Annotated in this window: 15 protein-coding genes and 2 tRNA genes; 16 read left to right on the top strand and 1 reads right to left on the bottom strand. The window is 54.5% G+C overall.

Features of this window, described 5'->3' with window-relative positions; all coding sequences use genetic code 11:
- Positions 1 to 21 precede the first annotated feature (21 nt).
- Complete coding sequence (locus FZ041_RS13780) at positions 22 to 225, bottom strand: DUF1858 domain-containing protein (RefSeq protein ID WP_075429765.1); 204 nt, start codon at positions 223 to 225, stop codon at positions 22 to 24.
- A gap of 207 nt (positions 226 to 432) precedes the next feature.
- On the opposite strand from FZ041_RS13780, the gene FZ041_RS13775 reads away from it, so the two are divergent.
- From FZ041_RS13775 to FZ041_RS13705, 16 genes are all read left to right on the top strand, one after another.
- Complete coding sequence (locus FZ041_RS13775; RefSeq protein WP_187626387.1) at positions 433 to 1245, top strand: prolipoprotein diacylglyceryl transferase family protein; 813 nt, start codon at positions 433 to 435, stop codon at positions 1243 to 1245.
- Positions 1246 to 1256: 11 nt separating this feature from the next.
- Complete coding sequence (locus FZ041_RS13770) at positions 1257 to 2090, top strand: polysaccharide deacetylase family protein (RefSeq protein WP_075445755.1); 834 nt, start codon at positions 1257 to 1259, stop codon at positions 2088 to 2090.
- 197 nt (positions 2091 to 2287) lie between these two features.
- The gene (gene mraZ, locus FZ041_RS13765; RefSeq protein WP_149189980.1) at positions 2288 to 2725 is read left to right on the top strand and encodes a division/cell wall cluster transcriptional repressor MraZ; all 438 of its coding nucleotides are present in this window, start codon (positions 2288 to 2290) and stop codon (positions 2723 to 2725) included.
- A 50-nt stretch (positions 2726 to 2775) separates the two neighbouring features.
- Positions 2776 to 3738: a 16S rRNA (cytosine(1402)-N(4))-methyltransferase RsmH gene (rsmH, locus tag FZ041_RS13760; protein ID WP_149189979.1), complete on the top strand. Its 963-nt coding sequence runs from the start codon at positions 2776 to 2778 to the stop codon at positions 3736 to 3738.
- On the top strand, positions 3738 to 4115 hold the full coding sequence (gene ftsL, locus FZ041_RS13755) for a cell division protein FtsL (RefSeq protein ID WP_149189978.1): 378 nt from the start codon (positions 3738 to 3740) through the stop codon (positions 4113 to 4115). Before rsmH ends, ftsL begins: the two co-directional genes overlap by 1 nt.
- Positions 4116 to 4282: 167 nt before the next feature.
- Positions 4283 to 5779, top strand: coding sequence for a UDP-N-acetylmuramoyl-L-alanyl-D-glutamate--2,6-diaminopimelate ligase (locus tag FZ041_RS13750; RefSeq protein ID WP_149189977.1), 1497 nt, complete (start codon positions 4283 to 4285; stop codon positions 5777 to 5779).
- Complete coding sequence (locus FZ041_RS13745; protein ID WP_149189976.1) at positions 5779 to 7152, top strand: UDP-N-acetylmuramoyl-tripeptide--D-alanyl-D-alanine ligase; 1374 nt, start codon at positions 5779 to 5781, stop codon at positions 7150 to 7152. The genes FZ041_RS13750 and FZ041_RS13745 overlap by 1 nt, the downstream gene beginning before the upstream one ends.
- Before the next feature lie 56 nt (positions 7153 to 7208).
- Positions 7209 to 8144 carry a phospho-N-acetylmuramoyl-pentapeptide-transferase gene (gene mraY / locus FZ041_RS13740; RefSeq protein ID WP_075445761.1) on the top strand — a complete coding sequence of 312 codons (936 nt, stop codon included), beginning with the start codon at positions 7209 to 7211 and terminating at the stop codon, positions 8142 to 8144.
- Positions 8145 to 8192: 48 nt separating this feature from the next.
- The gene (murD, locus tag FZ041_RS13735; RefSeq protein ID WP_149189982.1) at positions 8193 to 9554 is read left to right on the top strand and encodes a UDP-N-acetylmuramoyl-L-alanine--D-glutamate ligase; all 1362 of its coding nucleotides are present in this window, start codon (positions 8193 to 8195) and stop codon (positions 9552 to 9554) included.
- Between the two features lie 17 nt (positions 9555 to 9571).
- The gene (gene murG / locus FZ041_RS13730) at positions 9572 to 10684 is read left to right on the top strand and encodes an undecaprenyldiphospho-muramoylpentapeptide beta-N-acetylglucosaminyltransferase (RefSeq protein WP_149189975.1); all 1113 of its coding nucleotides are present in this window, start codon (positions 9572 to 9574) and stop codon (positions 10682 to 10684) included.
- 15 nt (positions 10685 to 10699) lie between these two features.
- Positions 10700 to 12091: a UDP-N-acetylmuramate--L-alanine ligase gene (gene murC / locus FZ041_RS14895; RefSeq protein ID WP_075445764.1), complete on the top strand. Its 1392-nt coding sequence runs from the start codon at positions 10700 to 10702 to the stop codon at positions 12089 to 12091.
- Between the two features lie 33 nt (positions 12092 to 12124).
- Positions 12125 to 13063: a D-alanine--D-alanine ligase family protein gene (locus FZ041_RS14890; protein ID WP_255449442.1), complete on the top strand. Its 939-nt coding sequence runs from the start codon at positions 12125 to 12127 to the stop codon at positions 13061 to 13063.
- Positions 13064 to 13090: 27 nt separating this feature from the next.
- Positions 13091 to 13906: a cell division protein FtsQ/DivIB gene (locus FZ041_RS13720; protein WP_149189974.1), complete on the top strand. Its 816-nt coding sequence runs from the start codon at positions 13091 to 13093 to the stop codon at positions 13904 to 13906.
- Positions 13907 to 14062: 156 nt separating this feature from the next.
- Positions 14063 to 15169 (top strand): cell division protein FtsZ, encoded by a 1107-nt coding sequence (ftsZ, locus tag FZ041_RS13715; protein ID WP_149189973.1) that lies wholly within the window; start codon positions 14063 to 14065, stop codon positions 15167 to 15169.
- A 77-nt stretch (positions 15170 to 15246) separates the two neighbouring features.
- Positions 15247 to 15332, top strand: a tRNA-Tyr gene (locus tag FZ041_RS13710).
- Between the two features lie 4 nt (positions 15333 to 15336).
- Positions 15337 to 15413 (top strand) — tRNA-Met (locus FZ041_RS13705).
- Positions 15414 to 15507 lie beyond the last annotated feature (94 nt).

Here is a 15507-nt window from a genome sequence, read left to right as displayed (position 1 = left end):
TTTTTTCATGCCCGGAACAGCTTATTCAGCAGCACCGACAGCTTCGTTGAGGCCCTCGATCAGAGCATCGACATCGATGCCATGAGCCATAGCGCCCTGCTCGATGTTCTCGAAATGCGCAGCAGCGCAGCCAAGGCAGCCCATGCCAGCGTTTACGAATACATCGACCGTGTCGGGATATTTCTGAACAACTTCGAGGATGCTCATATCTTTGGTGATTGCCATATGGTATAACCTCCTATAATAAGTGAAACTAAAGAAACCCATCAATAAGTATGGGGGATTTCCATCATCCGAATTATAGCACATCCAGCTGGCGGGATACAAGGAATAATGAACGGGCTTCAGAAAAAAATAATCAAGGCTGGTTTTTTTTCCGCATTCGGTTTAAAATGAGATTGTTATACAATGAGGAAAAGTGGGGGATTTTTCATGGGATTTATCGCCTGTTCGTTAGGCGGTGTGCCAATCTACACGTATGGTCTGTGTTTGTCGCTGGCAGTGCTTCTGGCACTATTGCTGGCTTGGGGCAATGCAAGGTTTCATGGGGTGCCGGCTGCGATGGTGACGGATATGGTGTTATGGGGAATCCCATTGGCACTTCTTTGCGGCCGGGCGGGGTATGTATTGCATCATTTTGAGCAGTACAGCAGTCATCTGGCCGAGATATTGATGGTCTGGCATGGCGGCTTGTCGCTGTATGGCACGATCTTGGGGATGCTGCTCGCCATTTGGGGTGTTTGCCGCGTGCAGGGCTTGGACACGTGGACCTGGCTTGACATCATGGTACCGGCAGGTGTCTTATCGCTGGCAGTCATCGAACTGGGCATTTTTGCGTTGCAGCTTAATCCCGGCTTGCCATTTCCCGATGATTTGCCTAATGACCATCGTCTCGTTGAATATGTTGAATATGCCTTCCGCCCGGTTGGGTTTGGGGATACGCTGTACTTTCAGCCAATAGCGCTTTATCAAGCCGGTTTGCAGGTAGTGGTGTTCCTGCTGCTGAGTCTGTTGACGCTAACGCAGCGTTATTTCAAATGGCCGTCATTGCCGGGGACGCTGTTCCTGTCAGGGGTGGCAAGCCTGGCGTTTATCCGCCTGGGCTGCGGGTTCTTCTATCTGGCCAGCGGTGCAGATATAGGAGCGGCTTTGCCGTTGGGCCGTGTCATGGCAGCTGCCATCGGCATATTGGCTATCGCCATGTTGATTTTGCGTAAGCGCGTTCATGCGCTGAAGATTTATTGAGGAGGACGATCATGCCATTGTTCTATAAGCAAAGCCTGCTGAAAAGGTGGTGGAAGCGGATTTCACTGCTGTTGCTGCTGCTGCTGATTCCCCTGCTGGCATCGAGCCCCAAGCAGATGACGGCTACGATGGTGGCCGATAGCGAAAATGGCACCAAGGTCATGGTGCTCAATTACCACAAGATCGATAATACCTTCATCTCGCTGGCGGTACGGCCGGATGATTTCGAGGCACAGATGAAGTACCTGAGCGAGAACGGCTACCATACGATTTCGCCGGATGAACTCTATGACAGCCTGGCCGGGACAGGGGAGCTGCCGGAAAATCCAGTGCTGATCACCTTTGATGACGGGTATGTGGATAACTACACGAATGCGTATCCGATCCTCAAGAAGTATGGGTTCAAGGCGACAATCTTCGTCATCACGAGCTTCCTCGGCAAGGACAAGAATTACATGACCTGGGATCAGGCCCGTGAGCTCGATGCCAACGGCATCAGTATCGAATCCCATACGGTTGACCACAAGTCGATGACGGATCTCACGGATGAGCAGCTGCGTATGGAGCTCGTAGAATCGAAGAAGAAAGCGGAAAAAGAGCTGGGACATCCGGTGGAATATATGGCGTATCCTACGGGAACCTACAATCTGCATATTGCGGAAATGGTCAAGGAGGCTGGCTATAAGGCGGCGTTCACGATCAAGTATGGCAATGTCGATAAGGCCAGCAACATCTACGCGCTGGAGCGGGTGCCGATCTTCCACACGGAGGATACCAACAAGGACTTCTTGGAGCGTATCCGCTATACGCCGATCTTTGAACGGTTTGGCTGGATAAAAAGCTGAGAATATGGATAGAAGGTGCTGTCTGCAAGCAATTGCAGGCAGCACTTTTTATTTGTCCTGCTGTTTGGGCAAGGAAAAGCAGCTGTGGATAAGTTTCGCTTGCAAAAAAAAGGATTTTTTGATATAAAAGAGAATAGGTAAAAGTGGTGAAATGTGGGGAAAAGTGGTTCAAAAGACCAGAAAGGTGGTGATGCAGGATGTTCATGGGGGAATATGTCCATTCCATTGACGCCAAGGGGCGTATCATCCTGCCCGCTGATTTCCGTCAGGAACTCGGTGTGACCTTCATCATCACGTGTGGTCTCGATAACTGTCTGTTCCTCTATGGACAGCAGGCCTGGGAAGAATGGGCGGCCAAGCTCCGTGCCTTGCCGCTGGCAAAGCCGGCAGCACGAGCGCTGACCCGGTTTTTCTTTTCGGGCGCCCGCACGCTTGAGTGTGACAAGCAGGGACGCTTTCTCGTCCCGGCCAATCTGCGTACGCATGCTGGCATTGCGCTCAAACAGGATGTCGTGCTGACTGGTGTGGACAACCGCATCGAGGTCTGGAGCAAGGAGCAGTGGAGCAAGTATAATGAAGAAGTGGAGCCGGATGTCACGGCTATTGCAGATTCGCTTTCGGAGCTGGGGATTTGAGCCATTTTGCAGTCAATCAGGAAATACAAGGGAAGTCAGGTGCAGGAAACATGGAGTTTCATCATATCAGCGTCATGCTGGAAGAGACGGTAAGGGGTCTCGTGACAAATACAAAAGGAACTTATGTCGATTGTACCTTGGGCGGTGCTGGACATTCCCGGCGCATAGCGGAGCTCTTGGAGCCTGAGGGCAGGCTGATCGGTATCGACCAGGACGAAGCGGCGATCGCTGCGGCGACGGAGCGGCTGCGCGATGCAGCTTGCAAGGTCGACATCGTGCATAGCAACTTCCGCAATCTGGAAGCGATCCTCGCGGAAGAGGACGCTCTACTGGTGGATGGTGTGGTATTCGATCTGGGGGTTTCCTCCCATCAGATCGATACGGCAGAACGTGGCTTCTCCTATATGCAGGATGCGCCGCTGGATATGCGCATGGATCCCGAGGCAGGTTTTTCGGCTTATGACGTCGTCAATACATATAGTGAGCAGGAATTGGACCGCATTTTCCATGATTATGGGGAGGAGCGCTGGGGGCGCCGCATCGCGCAGTTCATTGTCAAGGAACGGGCGGCAAAGCCGATCGAGACGACGGGGGAGCTGGTGGACATCATCTGCAAGGCGGTGCCGAAGGCGGTACGCCAGGCGGCCAATGGACATCCGGCCAAGAGGATATTCCAGGCTATCCGCATCGAGGTCAACGATGAGCTGGGAATCCTGGAGAATGCGTTCCGTACAGCGGTACGTCATCTGAAGCCGGGTGGGCGTATAGCTATCATCACGTTCCATTCGCTGGAGGACAGGATCGCCAAGCAGACGCTCAAGGAAATGGCACGGGGCTGCATCTGCCCGCCGGAGCTTCCGGTCTGCATGTGCAAGCACAAGCCGGAGATCCGCATGATAGGAAAGCCAATCCAGGCAACAGCAGAGGAACTGGCGAACAATTCGCGTTCCAAGAGCGCCAAGCTGCGCATTGCTGAGAAATTACCCCAGGAAGAGAAAGGAGGCGGCTGCTGATGCTCGCAAGACAGGAAGAAGAAAATTTTGCTGAACTGCCGTTGACGGCGGAAGAAGAACGGCGCCAGCTGCGTCAGGCACCAAAAGAACCGTTGTTCAAGACGGTGCTCGATACGAGCATGCGGTCGCATTGCCAGATCTTGTTCTTGACTATCGCGGTGCTGGCGATGCTCGTGACTATCGGCAGTGGTGTCAGCGCGAGCCGTGGGTATGCCTTGGTAGAGGTGCAGCGTCAGGCGGATGCGCTGGAACAGGAGAATGAGCGCCTGAAGATCGATATCGCCAAGCTCAAGTCGCCGGAACGCATCAAGAATATCGCTAAGGATCAGCTGGGCATGGAAGTGCCGAAGCATACGTATTTCAGTCAGGAAAAGTGAATAAGCAGCTGCGATTCGAGCAGCTGGCGTCAAAGAGGCTGTCATGATAGATGCACAGCTTCTTTCGTGTTTATGAGCCTCAAAAAAAACTACTAATTTTTTCATATACGGTTTATAATAGTGTACGGTCCGCTGATTTGAGGGGCGGGAACTGAGGAGGAAGACAGATGAAAACAATCAGTCAGCTTGCAGAGCTTGTCGAAGGCTCTGTGGTCATTGGCAATAAAGAAACGGAAATCACGGGGATTGAGCATGATTCGCGCAAGGCAGGCAAGGGGACCTTGTTTGTCTGCATCCCTGGCCTGCATGTGGATGGACATAAGTTCATCCCCCAGGCAGTGGCAGCTGGGGCGGCGGCTATCCTCACAACGCGTGAAGAGGTGGATGTGCCAGCTGGTGTGGCCGTATTGCGCGTGACTGATCTGCAGGCGGCATTGGATACCATCGTGCCTTTCTTCCACGATTATCCGGCGCGCAGCATGCGGGTCATCGGCATCACCGGCACGAATGGCAAGACGACGACGAGCTACATCACGCGGGCAATCCTGCGTGCTGCTGGCTATAAGGTCGGCCTCATCGGCACGATCCAGATCATGATGGAAGATGAGGTCTATCCCATCCATAATACGACGCCGGACGTTGTCGAGCTGCAGCATACGCTGGCCACCATGCGGGATAAAGGCATGGACTATGTTGTCATGGAAGTGTCGTCGCATGCCCTGGATCAGAACCGCGTCGCTGGCATCGAGTTCGATACGGCGGTATTCACGAACCTTACCCAGGATCATCTTGATTATCATAAGACCCTCGAGAATTACATGCTGGCGAAGGCCAAGCTGTTTGAGCTCGTTTCCCAGGCAGGGGTGAAGGATGGCAAGACAGCTGTCGTCAATATCGACGATGCAGCCGGCAAGACGATGCTGGAGCATGCGGCCTGCCAGCAGCTTACCTATGCCATCGGCCAGCCGGCAGATCTGCGGGCTACGGATGTCGATGTACTGGCGAGCGGGGCAAACTTCACGCTGAATCATGCTGCCTTAGGGCAGATGGCTCTCAAGCTGCATATCACGGGCATCTTCAACGTCTATAATGTCATGTCGGCTGTGGGGGCGGCATTGGCTGAGCATATCAAGCCGGAAATCATCGAGAAGGTATTGTGCGGTTTCACGAGTGTACCGGGACGCTTTGAACTGGTCAAGGCGGGACAGGATTTCTCGATCATCGTCGATTATGCACATACACCGGATGGCGTGGAGAACGTGCTGCGCACGGCGCGGGAGATCGCCAAGAAGAAAATCATTGCGGTATTTGGCTGTGGTGGTGACCGCGACCGCACGAAACGTCCGATCATGGGGCGGATTGCGGCTGAGCTGGCCGATGTCGTCATCGCTACGTCCGATAATCCGCGTTCGGAGGATCCGGAATTCATTCTGAGCGAGGTCGAAGCTGGTGTCCGCGAGAAGATCGGCACGAAGCAGCATGAGAAGATCACAGACCGCCGCGAGGCGATTTTCCGGGCAGTGGAACTTGCGGAGACGGATGATATCGTCATCATCCTTGGCAAGGGCCATGAGGATTATCAGATCTTGAAGGATGAGACCATCCACTTTGATGATAAGGAAGTGGCTCGTGAGGCAGTTGCTGCCCGTAAGGAGGAGAAATAATGCCATCATTTACGCTTCAGGAAGTCATCGGGATCACGCAGGCTAAAGTGGTTTCCCAAGATAAAGAGAAATTCAGCGATTTGGTCAGCGATACGCGCAAGATCACAGAAGGCGTCCTGTTCCTGGCCTTCAAGGGCGAGAAATTCAACGGCGAAGATTTTGCGGCAGAGGCTTTGAAGAAGGGCGCGGCTGGCGTAATGGTAAGCCTTGACTGCGCGGAGGAAAAGATCCGCGAGTGCCAGGGAACGGTCTTGCAGGTCGAAGATACGCTGGTGGCTTATCAGCAGTTGGCGAAGGCCTGGCGCGAGCGGTTCCCGCAGCTGTCGGTGATCGCAATCACAGGATCGAATGGCAAGACGACGACGAAGGATCTCACGGCTGCGGCAATCTCGGCCCGTGGCCCGGTCCTCAAGACCCAGGCCAATTACAACAATGAAATCGGCCTGCCGCTGACGCTCTTAGGCATCCGCGAGGAACACACGGCGGCGGTGGTCGAGATCGGCATGCGCGGCTTCCATCAGATTGAGCCGCTGGCAAAGATTGCCCAGCCGCAGATCGGCATCGTGACCAATGTCGGTGAGACGCATATGGAGCTCTTGGGGTCACTGGAAAACATCGCCAAGGCCAAGGCCGAACTGGTCGAGGCCATCCCCGCTGGGGGCACGGTCATTCTCAATGCGGATAACCGATATGTTGCCGGCATGCGCAACCAGGCAGCAGAGGGGGTCCGCGTCCTGACTTTCGGCATCGAGCAGCTGGCTGATGTGCGCGGTGAAGCCATCCGCACGGAAGGCCGGATGACGAAGTTCATGGTGGAATACCAGAACGAACGCCATGAGTACGAAATCGCCATGGTGGGCCGCCATAACGTCTATAACGCGCTGGCTGCTATCGCGGCTGGCTTTGCATTGGGGCTCACGGCAGAGGAGATTCATGACGGGCTCAAGAATCTCGAGGCGACGAAGATGCGCTTTGAGTGCCAGACAGTCAAGGAATGGCAGGTGGTCAATGATGCCTATAATGCCAGCCCGATGTCGATGACGGCAGCTATCAATACGCTGTCGGAACTCACCCAGGGACGCAAGATCGCAGTCATGGGCGATATGCTGGAGCTCGGCAGTGTCTCGGTCGAGGCACACCGCAAGGTCGGACAGGAGCTGGCGGAGAAAGGCTTTGCAGCGGTCATCACGCGCGGTGAGATGGGCAGCTACATCGCCGAAGGTGCGGAGAAGGGCGGCATAGCTGCCGTCTGCCGCTGCGCTTCCCATGAGGCGGCGGCAGAAAAGCTGCACGAGATCCTGCAGCCGGGCGATACGATCTTGTTCAAGGGCTCGCGCGGCATGCAGATGGAAAAGATCATTGACCTGCTGTAAGAGCAGGCAGAAAAGGCAATAGAAAGAGGAATCAGATAGTGGAAACGAGTTTACTCATGGCAGCTGTCATAGCTGCTGGTTTTGTACTGGTGACGGGACCATTCTTCATCCCTGAGCTGCATAAACTGAAATTTGGCCAGAGCATCCGCGAGGAGGGACCGAAGAGCCATCAGGCCAAGAGCGGTACCCCGACGATGGGCGGTATCATGATCATCTTGGGCATCACGCTGGGCACGGTTGCCGTGGCCCCGTTGTCGACGGAGATCATGCTGGCACTTTTCATCATGCTGGGGCATTTCGTACTCGGATTCCTCGATGATTATATCAAGGTAGTCAAGAAGCGCAACCTCGGGCTCAAGGCCAAGCAGAAGATGCTCGGCCAGATCATCATTGCGGTGGTCACGATGGTCATCGGCACGCGCATGCTCGGTATTGATACGAGTGTATGGCTGCCGGTTGCCAACACGTCAGTGAATATCGGCATCGGCTATTATTTCCTGGTGCTGTTTGTCATGGTCGGGGCATCGAATGCGGTGAATCTGACCGATGGCCTTGATGGGCTGGCTTCCGGGACGATGGCGATCGCTGCCAGTGCTTACGCGGCAGTTTGCCTGCTGCTGGGGCATAATGACCTGGCAGTCTTCTGCGTGGCTATCGTCGGTGCTTGCCTGGCCTTCCTGCGCTTCAATGCACATCCGGCCAAGGTCTTTATGGGCGATACGGGATCGCTGGCCCTTGGCGGTGCTTTTGCTGCTGTCGGCATCCTCACGCATACGGAGGTATTGCTGGCCGTCATCGGTCTGATTTTTGTCTGTGAGGCCCTTTCTGTCATCATCCAGGTCATTTCCTTCAAGACTACGGGCAAGCGTGTTTTCCGCATGAGTCCGATACATCATCATTTTGAGCTCGGCGGTTGGTCCGAATGGAAGGTTGTCTTCGTATTTTGGGCAGTTGGCCTGCTGGCAAGTGTGGCTGGCCTGTCCTTGCTTTGACAGTAAACGAGTTCATGTGACTTCATTGAGGGGGATTTCTTCGTGACTATGGATCTATCGGGAAAGAAAGTATTGGTAATCGGTGCTGGCATCAGCGGTTTTGCCGCTGCCAAGCTGGCCAAGCGGTTCGGGGCTCAGGTGGTGCTCAGCGATGCCAAGCGTGAGCAGGACATCAAGTACGATTTTGCGGAGCTGCGGGCGGCGGATATTGCGCTGGTTTTTGGGCCGCAGCAGGAATCGCTGCTGGATGGCGTGGATCTTGTCATCGTGTCGCCGGCAGTTCCCATCCGCATTCCCATCATCCAGGCAGCCTATGGGCGTAACATCCGTGTGATGACTGAGGTAGAGATGGCTTATGAGCTGGCGGAGTCGCCGATCTGTGCTGTTACGGGAACGAATGGCAAAACGACGACAGTCACGCTGCTCGGCTTGCTGCTGGCTACGCGCTTTGCGCGCGTCGGTGTTGGCGGCAATATCGGTGTTCCCCTGTCTGAAGAAGTGCTGCGTGTGGGCAAAGGCGGCTGCATTGCTGCGGAGATTTCCAGCTACCAGATGGAGGCGACCAAGGATTTCCATCCTCATGTGGCTGCAGAACTGAATGTGACGCCAGACCACATTGTCCGACATGGTTCCATGGAGGTCTATCAGCAGATGAAGGAGCGGCTGTTTGCCCAGCAGACGGCTGAGGATTTCCTCGTTCTCAACTACGACGATGAACATACGCGTTCGATGAAGGCCAGGACGGCAGCACAAGTTTGCTACTTCAGCCGCCGCGAAGAGCTGGCGGAAGGTGCCTTTGTCCGCGACGGCCGGCTGGTCATCCGCTGGGCGGGGCAGGAATATCCGCTTTGCCTGGTGAGCGAGCTGGGCATCAAGGGCGGCCACAATGTGGAAAATGCACTGGCAGCAGCAGCCTCGGCATTCCTGGCTGGCTGCGAGCCACAGGCCATGGTCAAGGTACTCAAGGAATTCCGTGGGGTGGAGCATCGCATCGAATATGTCCGTGAGATCGATGGGGTAGCATATTACAACGATTCCAAGGCGACGAATACGGATTCGGCCATCAAGGCTTTGGAGACGTTTGATGAAGGTATCGTGCTCTTGGCTGGCGGCGACGACAAGCTGACAGATCTGACGGATTTTATGCAGCTTGTCAAGGAACGCGTGACGGATCTCGTCCTCGTCGGCGCAGCCGCCGAGCGTTTCGAACAGGAGGCTCGCAAGAATGGATACCCGCAGGAGCACATCCATCGGGCAGGCTTCTCGATGGAGAAAGCCGTAGCGCTTGCCCACGGCTTGGCGCGGGCACCGCAGGTCGTACTGCTGTCGCCGGCTTGCGCCAGCTTTGACATGTATGATGGCATGGCAGAACGTGGCCGCGATTTCAAGCGGTTAGTCAATGATTTATGATTAAGAGGGGTCTTACGTTGAATATCATCGTATCTGGTGGCGGAACGGGTGGACACATCTACCCGGCCATCACGATTATCCGTACTATACAGGAAAAATATCCGGATGCCAAATTCCTCTATGTAGGAACCAAACGCGGTTTGGAGGCGGACATCATCCCGAAGGAGGGACTGCCGCTGGCGACTGTGGACATCCAGGGGTTTGAGCGTCATCTCACGCCCGACAATCTGCGCCGTGCTGGCAAGGCAATGATGGGGGTGGCGAAGGCTGCCAAGATTGTCCGGGATTTCCATCCCGATGCCGTTATCGGCACTGGCGGTTATGTCTGCGGGCCAATCCTGCTGGCGGCAAGCTTGCTGCATGTGCCGACCTTGATACAGGAGCAGAATGTCGTACCGGGCATCACGAACAAGATCCTGGCGAAATTCGTGACCAGGATCGCGGCCGGTACAGAAGAGGCGAAAAAGCATTTCCCTGCTGGCAAGGTAGTCTTCACGGGCAACCCGATCCGGCGGGAGGTCATGTCGGCACGCCGGGAAGAAAGCGCCGCTGCTTTCGGCTTTGACCCGGCGCGCAAGACGGTGCTGATATCCGGCGGCAGCCGTGGCGCCCGCTCCATCAACCGGGCGATGATCGATGTGCTGGTACAGGCGGCAAGACAGCCGGAGGTACAGTACCTGCATGTGACTGGCAAGCAAGAGTATGAAGATGTCATGGCGCGGCTTGAGGCCGCGGGCCTGGATCTGGCACAGACGAAGCATATCCAGGTGCGTCCGTACCTTTACGATATGCCAAAGGCCATGGCCATGGCGGATCTGGCCGTATTCCGCGCGGGGGCGACGGGCCTGGCAGAGCTGACGGCCCGGGGGATCCCGGCCATCCTGGTGCCATATCCATACGCGGCCGAGAATCATCAGGAGCACAATGCCAGGGCTTTGGAAGCAGCTGGCGCAGCCCGCATGATTTTGAATAAGGATTTGACGAGTGAGCGGCTAGGAGCTGTGCTCACTGAGTTATTGAGTGACGACGACAAGCTGATGGCAATGGCAGAGGCCAGCCGCAGTATGGGCAGGCCAGAGGCTGCGGCTGATATTGCTGAGATGGTGCTGGACCTTGCCAGCCATCGCTAAGGGGGATTATAGTAGATGAAACAGCTGAAAGAGCTTAACGATATCAAGAAGATTCATTTCGTCGGTATTGGCGGCGCTGGCATGAGCCCGCTGGCTAAGATCCTTGTCGAGTTGGGCTATGAGGTTTCCGGTTCTGACCGCGAGGATTCTGCGGTCATCGAGAACCTGCGCAAGATGGGGGCTAAAATCATGCTGGGCGGACAGAAAGGTGAAAATGTCCGCGGCGTAGATGCCATCGTTGTGTCGACGGCCATCCCGTATGACAATCCGGAGGTCCTGGCTGCCCGCGATCTTGGCATCACCAAGCTGCATCGTTCGGATATCAATGCTGCTCTGGTCAATGAGTACAAGGGCATCGCTGTGGCCGGTGCGCATGGCAAGACGACGACGACCTCGATGCTCGGCGTGGCCTTGACGCATGCCGGTGTATCCCCGACGGTGATCGTTGGTGGTGAGGTACCGGATCTCGGGACAAATGCCAAGCTGGGCGAGAGCGAATACCTGGCGTCGGAGGCGGATGAGAGCGATGGTTCTTTCCTCAAGCTGCGCCCGCATGTAGCGGTAGTCACGAATGTCGAAGATGACCACATGGATCATTACGGCACGATGGAAAATATCATCAAGGCTTTTACCCAATTTATCCAGAACGTGGACAAGGAAACGGGGTATGCCGTGCTCTGCTTCGACAATGAGAATCTGCGCAATATCGCGAAGAACATCGATCGCAGATACTATACGTATGCCATCGACCATGAGGCCGATTACCGGGCGAAAAACATCACGACGGGCGGTAAGGGCATCGCATTTGATGTTGTCCATGGTGAAGAGGAGCTGGGCCATATCTCGCTCAATATCCCAGGCCGTCACAATGTCCTCGATGCAATGGCTTGCATTGTCACGGGGCTCACGATGGGCGTGCCCTTTGAAAAGATTGCCGATGGCTTGGCTGCTTTCCATGGTGCGAAGCGCCGGTTCCAGACGAAGGGCCGCATGAACGGGATCTGGGTGGTCGATGATTATGCACATCATCCGACCGAGATCGCGGCAACGCTCAAGGCAGCTAAGGAAACGAAGCCGGGACGGCTGATCTGTGCCTTCCAGCCCCATCGTTATTCGCGCACGCAGCTGCTGCGGGAAGAGTTTGGCAAGGCCTTTGTCTCTGCTGACCTGCTGATCCTCACGGACATCTACGCTGCCGGCGAGGCGCCAATCGAAGGGATTGACGGTGAGACAATCCTGGGGGAGGTGCGCCGTCAGTCTGGGCAGGATGTCATCTATCTGCCGAATCGTGAGAAAATCGCAGCTTACCTGCAGCAGGAGGCAAGAGATGGTGATCTGGTCATCACGATGGGCGCAGGCGATATCTATAAGTCAGGCGAGGAGCTCGTTGAGCTGCTGCAGGGATAATTGAAGCTAGAGGATAAAGGAGTTTTCGTTCAAATGAATCAGGGTAAAATCGTTGTCGTCATGGGTGGTACTTCTACGGAGGCGGAAGTATCCCGCCGCACGGGTACGGCTATCTTAACCGCACTGCAGTCCAAAGGATATCCAGCGGAAGGCTTGGAGCTCAATCCAGCTACCTTTGCTGAAGATATCCGCAAAAGCAACTGCGCCATGGTGTTCAACGCTTTGCATGGCAAGTTCGGTGAAGATGGCATCCTGCAGGGTACCTTGGAGATGCTCGGCATTCCGTATACGGGCTCGGGGGTGCTGGCTGCGGCGATAACGATGGATAAAGCTGCTTCGAAGCGTGTATTCATGGCAGAGGGGATATCGACACCGCGTTCGCATACCTACCATGCTTTTGAGATGAAGCGTGACCTCGTACAGGAAATCGAGACCGCGTTCCACCTGCCTGTTGTGGTCAAGGCAGCTGCACAGGGGTCGAGCATCGGCGTATATATCGTCGAGAATACCGAAGAGCTTTCGGCAGCGCTCAAGGAAGCTTTTTCCTACAACGACGAAGTGCTTGTCGAGGAGTTCATCAAGGGCCGTGAGATGACAGTTGCCGTCTGGGGCGATGCGGAAAACAAAGAAGCGTTCCCCATCATCGAGATTACAACGACTTCGGGACGCTATGACTATCAGAGCAAGTATACGAAAGGCGCTTCGGCCCATATCATCCCGATGCCTGTCTCGGCTGAGAAGACGAGAGAGATCCAGGATCTGGCTATCAAGACGTATACGGCCTGCGGCTGCCGTGGTGTTGCCCGTGTCGATATGATGTTCAGCGAAGACGAGAAGCCATATGTCATCGAGGTCAATTCTGTGCCAGGCATGACGGAGACTTCCTTGGTACCAGATGCTGGCCGGGCGATGGGCATTGAGTTCCCGGAACTTTGCGAACGCATCCTGGAAATGGCTGGCTACCAGAAATAAGAGAATCAAGGTAAAGGAGAAAGCAGCATGGCGGCAGAGGAAGAGGAAAAGCTGACTGGTGCTGAACCGGCAAGAGAAAAGAAAGTGCGCCGCAGTCCCCGGCGGCTCATCAAGGGCATCCTGTTCTTGATGATATGCGGCGGGCTCATGGCTATTGTGGTGTATTCGCCCTTATTCACCTTGCAGCGGGTGGTACTGACTGGCAACAATTATCTGAATCAGCAGGATATCATGACAGCAGGGCATATTTACCAAGGAACGCCGCTGTTCCAGCTGCAGACCGATGTGATCACGCAGAATCTCATGCACGATCTGCGCATCGAGTCGGCTGTGGTACGCCGGCGGCTGCCGGATACGATTGAGGTGGATATTGTCGAGCGTATGCCGGTAGCTACGGCTGCCTGTGATTATGGCTATATTGATTTTGACCGCCAGGGAAAGGTGATAAACAGCTATCGCAGTCTGAAGAAAATGCCGATCCCGCTGATCACTGGCGTGGTGATGCACGACCTTTACATTGGTGATGACAATCAGAATGAAATGGTGGCTTGGATCTTGCAGTTCCTGCAGCAGCTCGATGCCAATGCGCTGAATCAGATTTCAGAGGTAAATATCAGCAATCCCCAGATGCTTGTTGCCTATACGACGAATTCTGTGCAGATCCGTTTGGGGGACAGAGAGCGCATGGAGGAAAAAGTCAAGCTGACACAGGACTTCCTGCTGAACTTGCCCAACAATCGTCATCAAATCGATTATGTCGATTTCAGTTATACGGCACCATTTATCCGGCTGAAGAATATGCCGGAGGAAAAAGAAACTGTGGTGAATGAAAATGCACAGTGAAAAAGCCTCATGAAGGGCTGCGTATAAGTTTTTTCATGAAGGCTATGGAATTCATAGGGAAATGATGGTAAAATAAAACAGTATAATTGTGCAGATTGACAAGAAATGGCAAAGTGTTGCCATGGATAAAATATAATCGTCATGGGGGTTAATGCAGTGTTTGAATTGGATGATAGTGGCCTGGACCAGCTGGCTACAATAAAGGTTATAGGTGTTGGTGGCGGTGGCAGCAACGCAGTCAACCGCATGATAAATCTCGGCCTTCAGGGGGTAGAGTTCATTGCTGTGAATACGGATGCGCAGGCATTGCTGAAATCCTTGGCACCGAAGCGTATGCAGATCGGCGAGAAACTGACAAGGGGATTAGGTGCTGGTGCACAGCCTGAGATTGGTCAGAAGGCGGCCGAGGAGAGCCGCGATGATATCCTTGAGGCACTGCGTGGCGCGGACATGGTTTTCGTTACAGCCGGTATGGGCGGCGGTACGGGTACTGGTGCAGCTCCGGTAGTTGCTGAGTGCGCACGTGAGATCGGGGCACTGACGGTCGGTGTTGTGACGCGTCCGTTCTCATTTGAGGGCATGAAGCGCCGCCGCAATGCAGAATCTGGTATTGCTAACCTCAAGAAACATGTCGATACGATCATTACGATCCCGAATGACCGCTTGATGCAGGTCGTGGACAAGAAGACGCCGATCACGCAGGCTTTCAGTATCGCTGATGATGTACTGCGCCAGGGCGTAAAGGGCATTGCCGACCTGATTGCTCTGCCGGGCCTTATCAACCTGGATTTTGCTGACGTCAAGAACATCATGAGCAATGCGGGTTCTGCCCTCATGGGTATCGGTGAGGCTTCGGGCGAGAACGCGGCTGTAGAGGCTGCAAAGGCTGCTATTGCTTCGCCACTCCTGGAGACGAGTATCGATGGTGCGCGCGGCGTCCTGCTTAACGTTACCGGTGCCGAGGAAAACCTCAGCATGTTTGAGGTTACTGAGGCTTCTAATGCCATCGAGGCAGCTGCAGATAGCCAGGCGAATATCATTTGGGGTGCTGCGGTAGATAATACTATGGGGGATACTGTACGCGTTACAGTCATTGCTACGGGCTTTGATGCTCCAGAGGAGATTGGCGTACAGGCACCGTCGCAGGCCGCGTCAGCTACACAACCTGCAGTAGGAGCAACGACGGGCCAGGAGACTCCGGCAGCGCCTGCACAGCCGGCTCCGGACTTCATTGACATCCCTGTTTGGATGCGCAGTAAATAAAATTTCAAAAAGTAGTTGACAAGCATGTTAAGAGCAGATATAATATATCTTGTTCTTAACACTTGTTAATTACATATGGGTAGGTGCCCGAGTGGTTAAAGGGAACAGACTGTAAATCTGTCATCTTCGGATTACGATGGTTCGAATCCATCCCTGCCCACCATCATGGCGGCGTAGCTCAGTTGGCTAGAGCATGCGGTTCATACCCGCAGTGTCAGGAGTTCAAATCTCTTCGCCGCCACCAATTGTAAACAAAGCGTATCGCATTTGCGGTACGCTTTTTCTGTTTTGCGGACATGACAGAGATGAGGAAATTAAGAATTTTTTGCCATATCTGC

The sequence above is a fragment of the Pseudoselenomonas caprae genome (assembly GCF_008271345.1).
GTDB lineage: Bacteria > Bacillota > Negativicutes > Selenomonadales > Selenomonadaceae > Selenomonas_A > Selenomonas_A caprae.
The sequence above is the reverse complement of the archived record's forward strand: the minus strand, read 5'-3'. Positions and strand labels throughout refer to the sequence as shown.

What these genes read in the sequence shown, in the direction of transcription:
- FZ041_RS13780 (WP_075429765.1), bottom strand. Translation starts at nt 225, where the DNA reads ATGGCAATCACCAAAGATATGAGCATCCTCGAAGTTGTTCAGAAATAT.
- FZ041_RS13775 (WP_187626387.1), top strand. Translation starts at nt 433, where the DNA reads ATGGGATTTATCGCCTGTTCGTTAGGCGGTGTGCCAATCTACACGTAT.
- FZ041_RS13770 (WP_075445755.1), top strand. Translation starts at nt 1,257, where the DNA reads ATGCCATTGTTCTATAAGCAAAGCCTGCTGAAAAGGTGGTGGAAGCGG.
- mraZ (WP_149189980.1), top strand. Translation starts at nt 2,288, where the DNA reads ATGTTCATGGGGGAATATGTCCATTCCATTGACGCCAAGGGGCGTATC.
- rsmH (WP_149189979.1), top strand. Translation starts at nt 2,776, where the DNA reads ATGGAGTTTCATCATATCAGCGTCATGCTGGAAGAGACGGTAAGGGGT.
- ftsL (WP_149189978.1), top strand. Translation starts at nt 3,738, where the DNA reads ATGCTCGCAAGACAGGAAGAAGAAAATTTTGCTGAACTGCCGTTGACG.
- FZ041_RS13750 (WP_149189977.1), top strand. Translation starts at nt 4,283, where the DNA reads ATGAAAACAATCAGTCAGCTTGCAGAGCTTGTCGAAGGCTCTGTGGTC.
- FZ041_RS13745 (WP_149189976.1), top strand. Translation starts at nt 5,779, where the DNA reads ATGCCATCATTTACGCTTCAGGAAGTCATCGGGATCACGCAGGCTAAA.
- mraY (WP_075445761.1), top strand. Translation starts at nt 7,209, where the DNA reads ATGGCAGCTGTCATAGCTGCTGGTTTTGTACTGGTGACGGGACCATTC.
- murD (WP_149189982.1), top strand. Translation starts at nt 8,193, where the DNA reads ATGGATCTATCGGGAAAGAAAGTATTGGTAATCGGTGCTGGCATCAGC.
- murC (WP_075445764.1), top strand. Translation starts at nt 10,700, where the DNA reads ATGAAACAGCTGAAAGAGCTTAACGATATCAAGAAGATTCATTTCGTC.
- FZ041_RS14890 (WP_255449442.1), top strand. Translation starts at nt 12,125, where the DNA reads ATGAATCAGGGTAAAATCGTTGTCGTCATGGGTGGTACTTCTACGGAG.
- FZ041_RS13720 (WP_149189974.1), top strand. Translation starts at nt 13,091, where the DNA reads ATGGCGGCAGAGGAAGAGGAAAAGCTGACTGGTGCTGAACCGGCAAGA.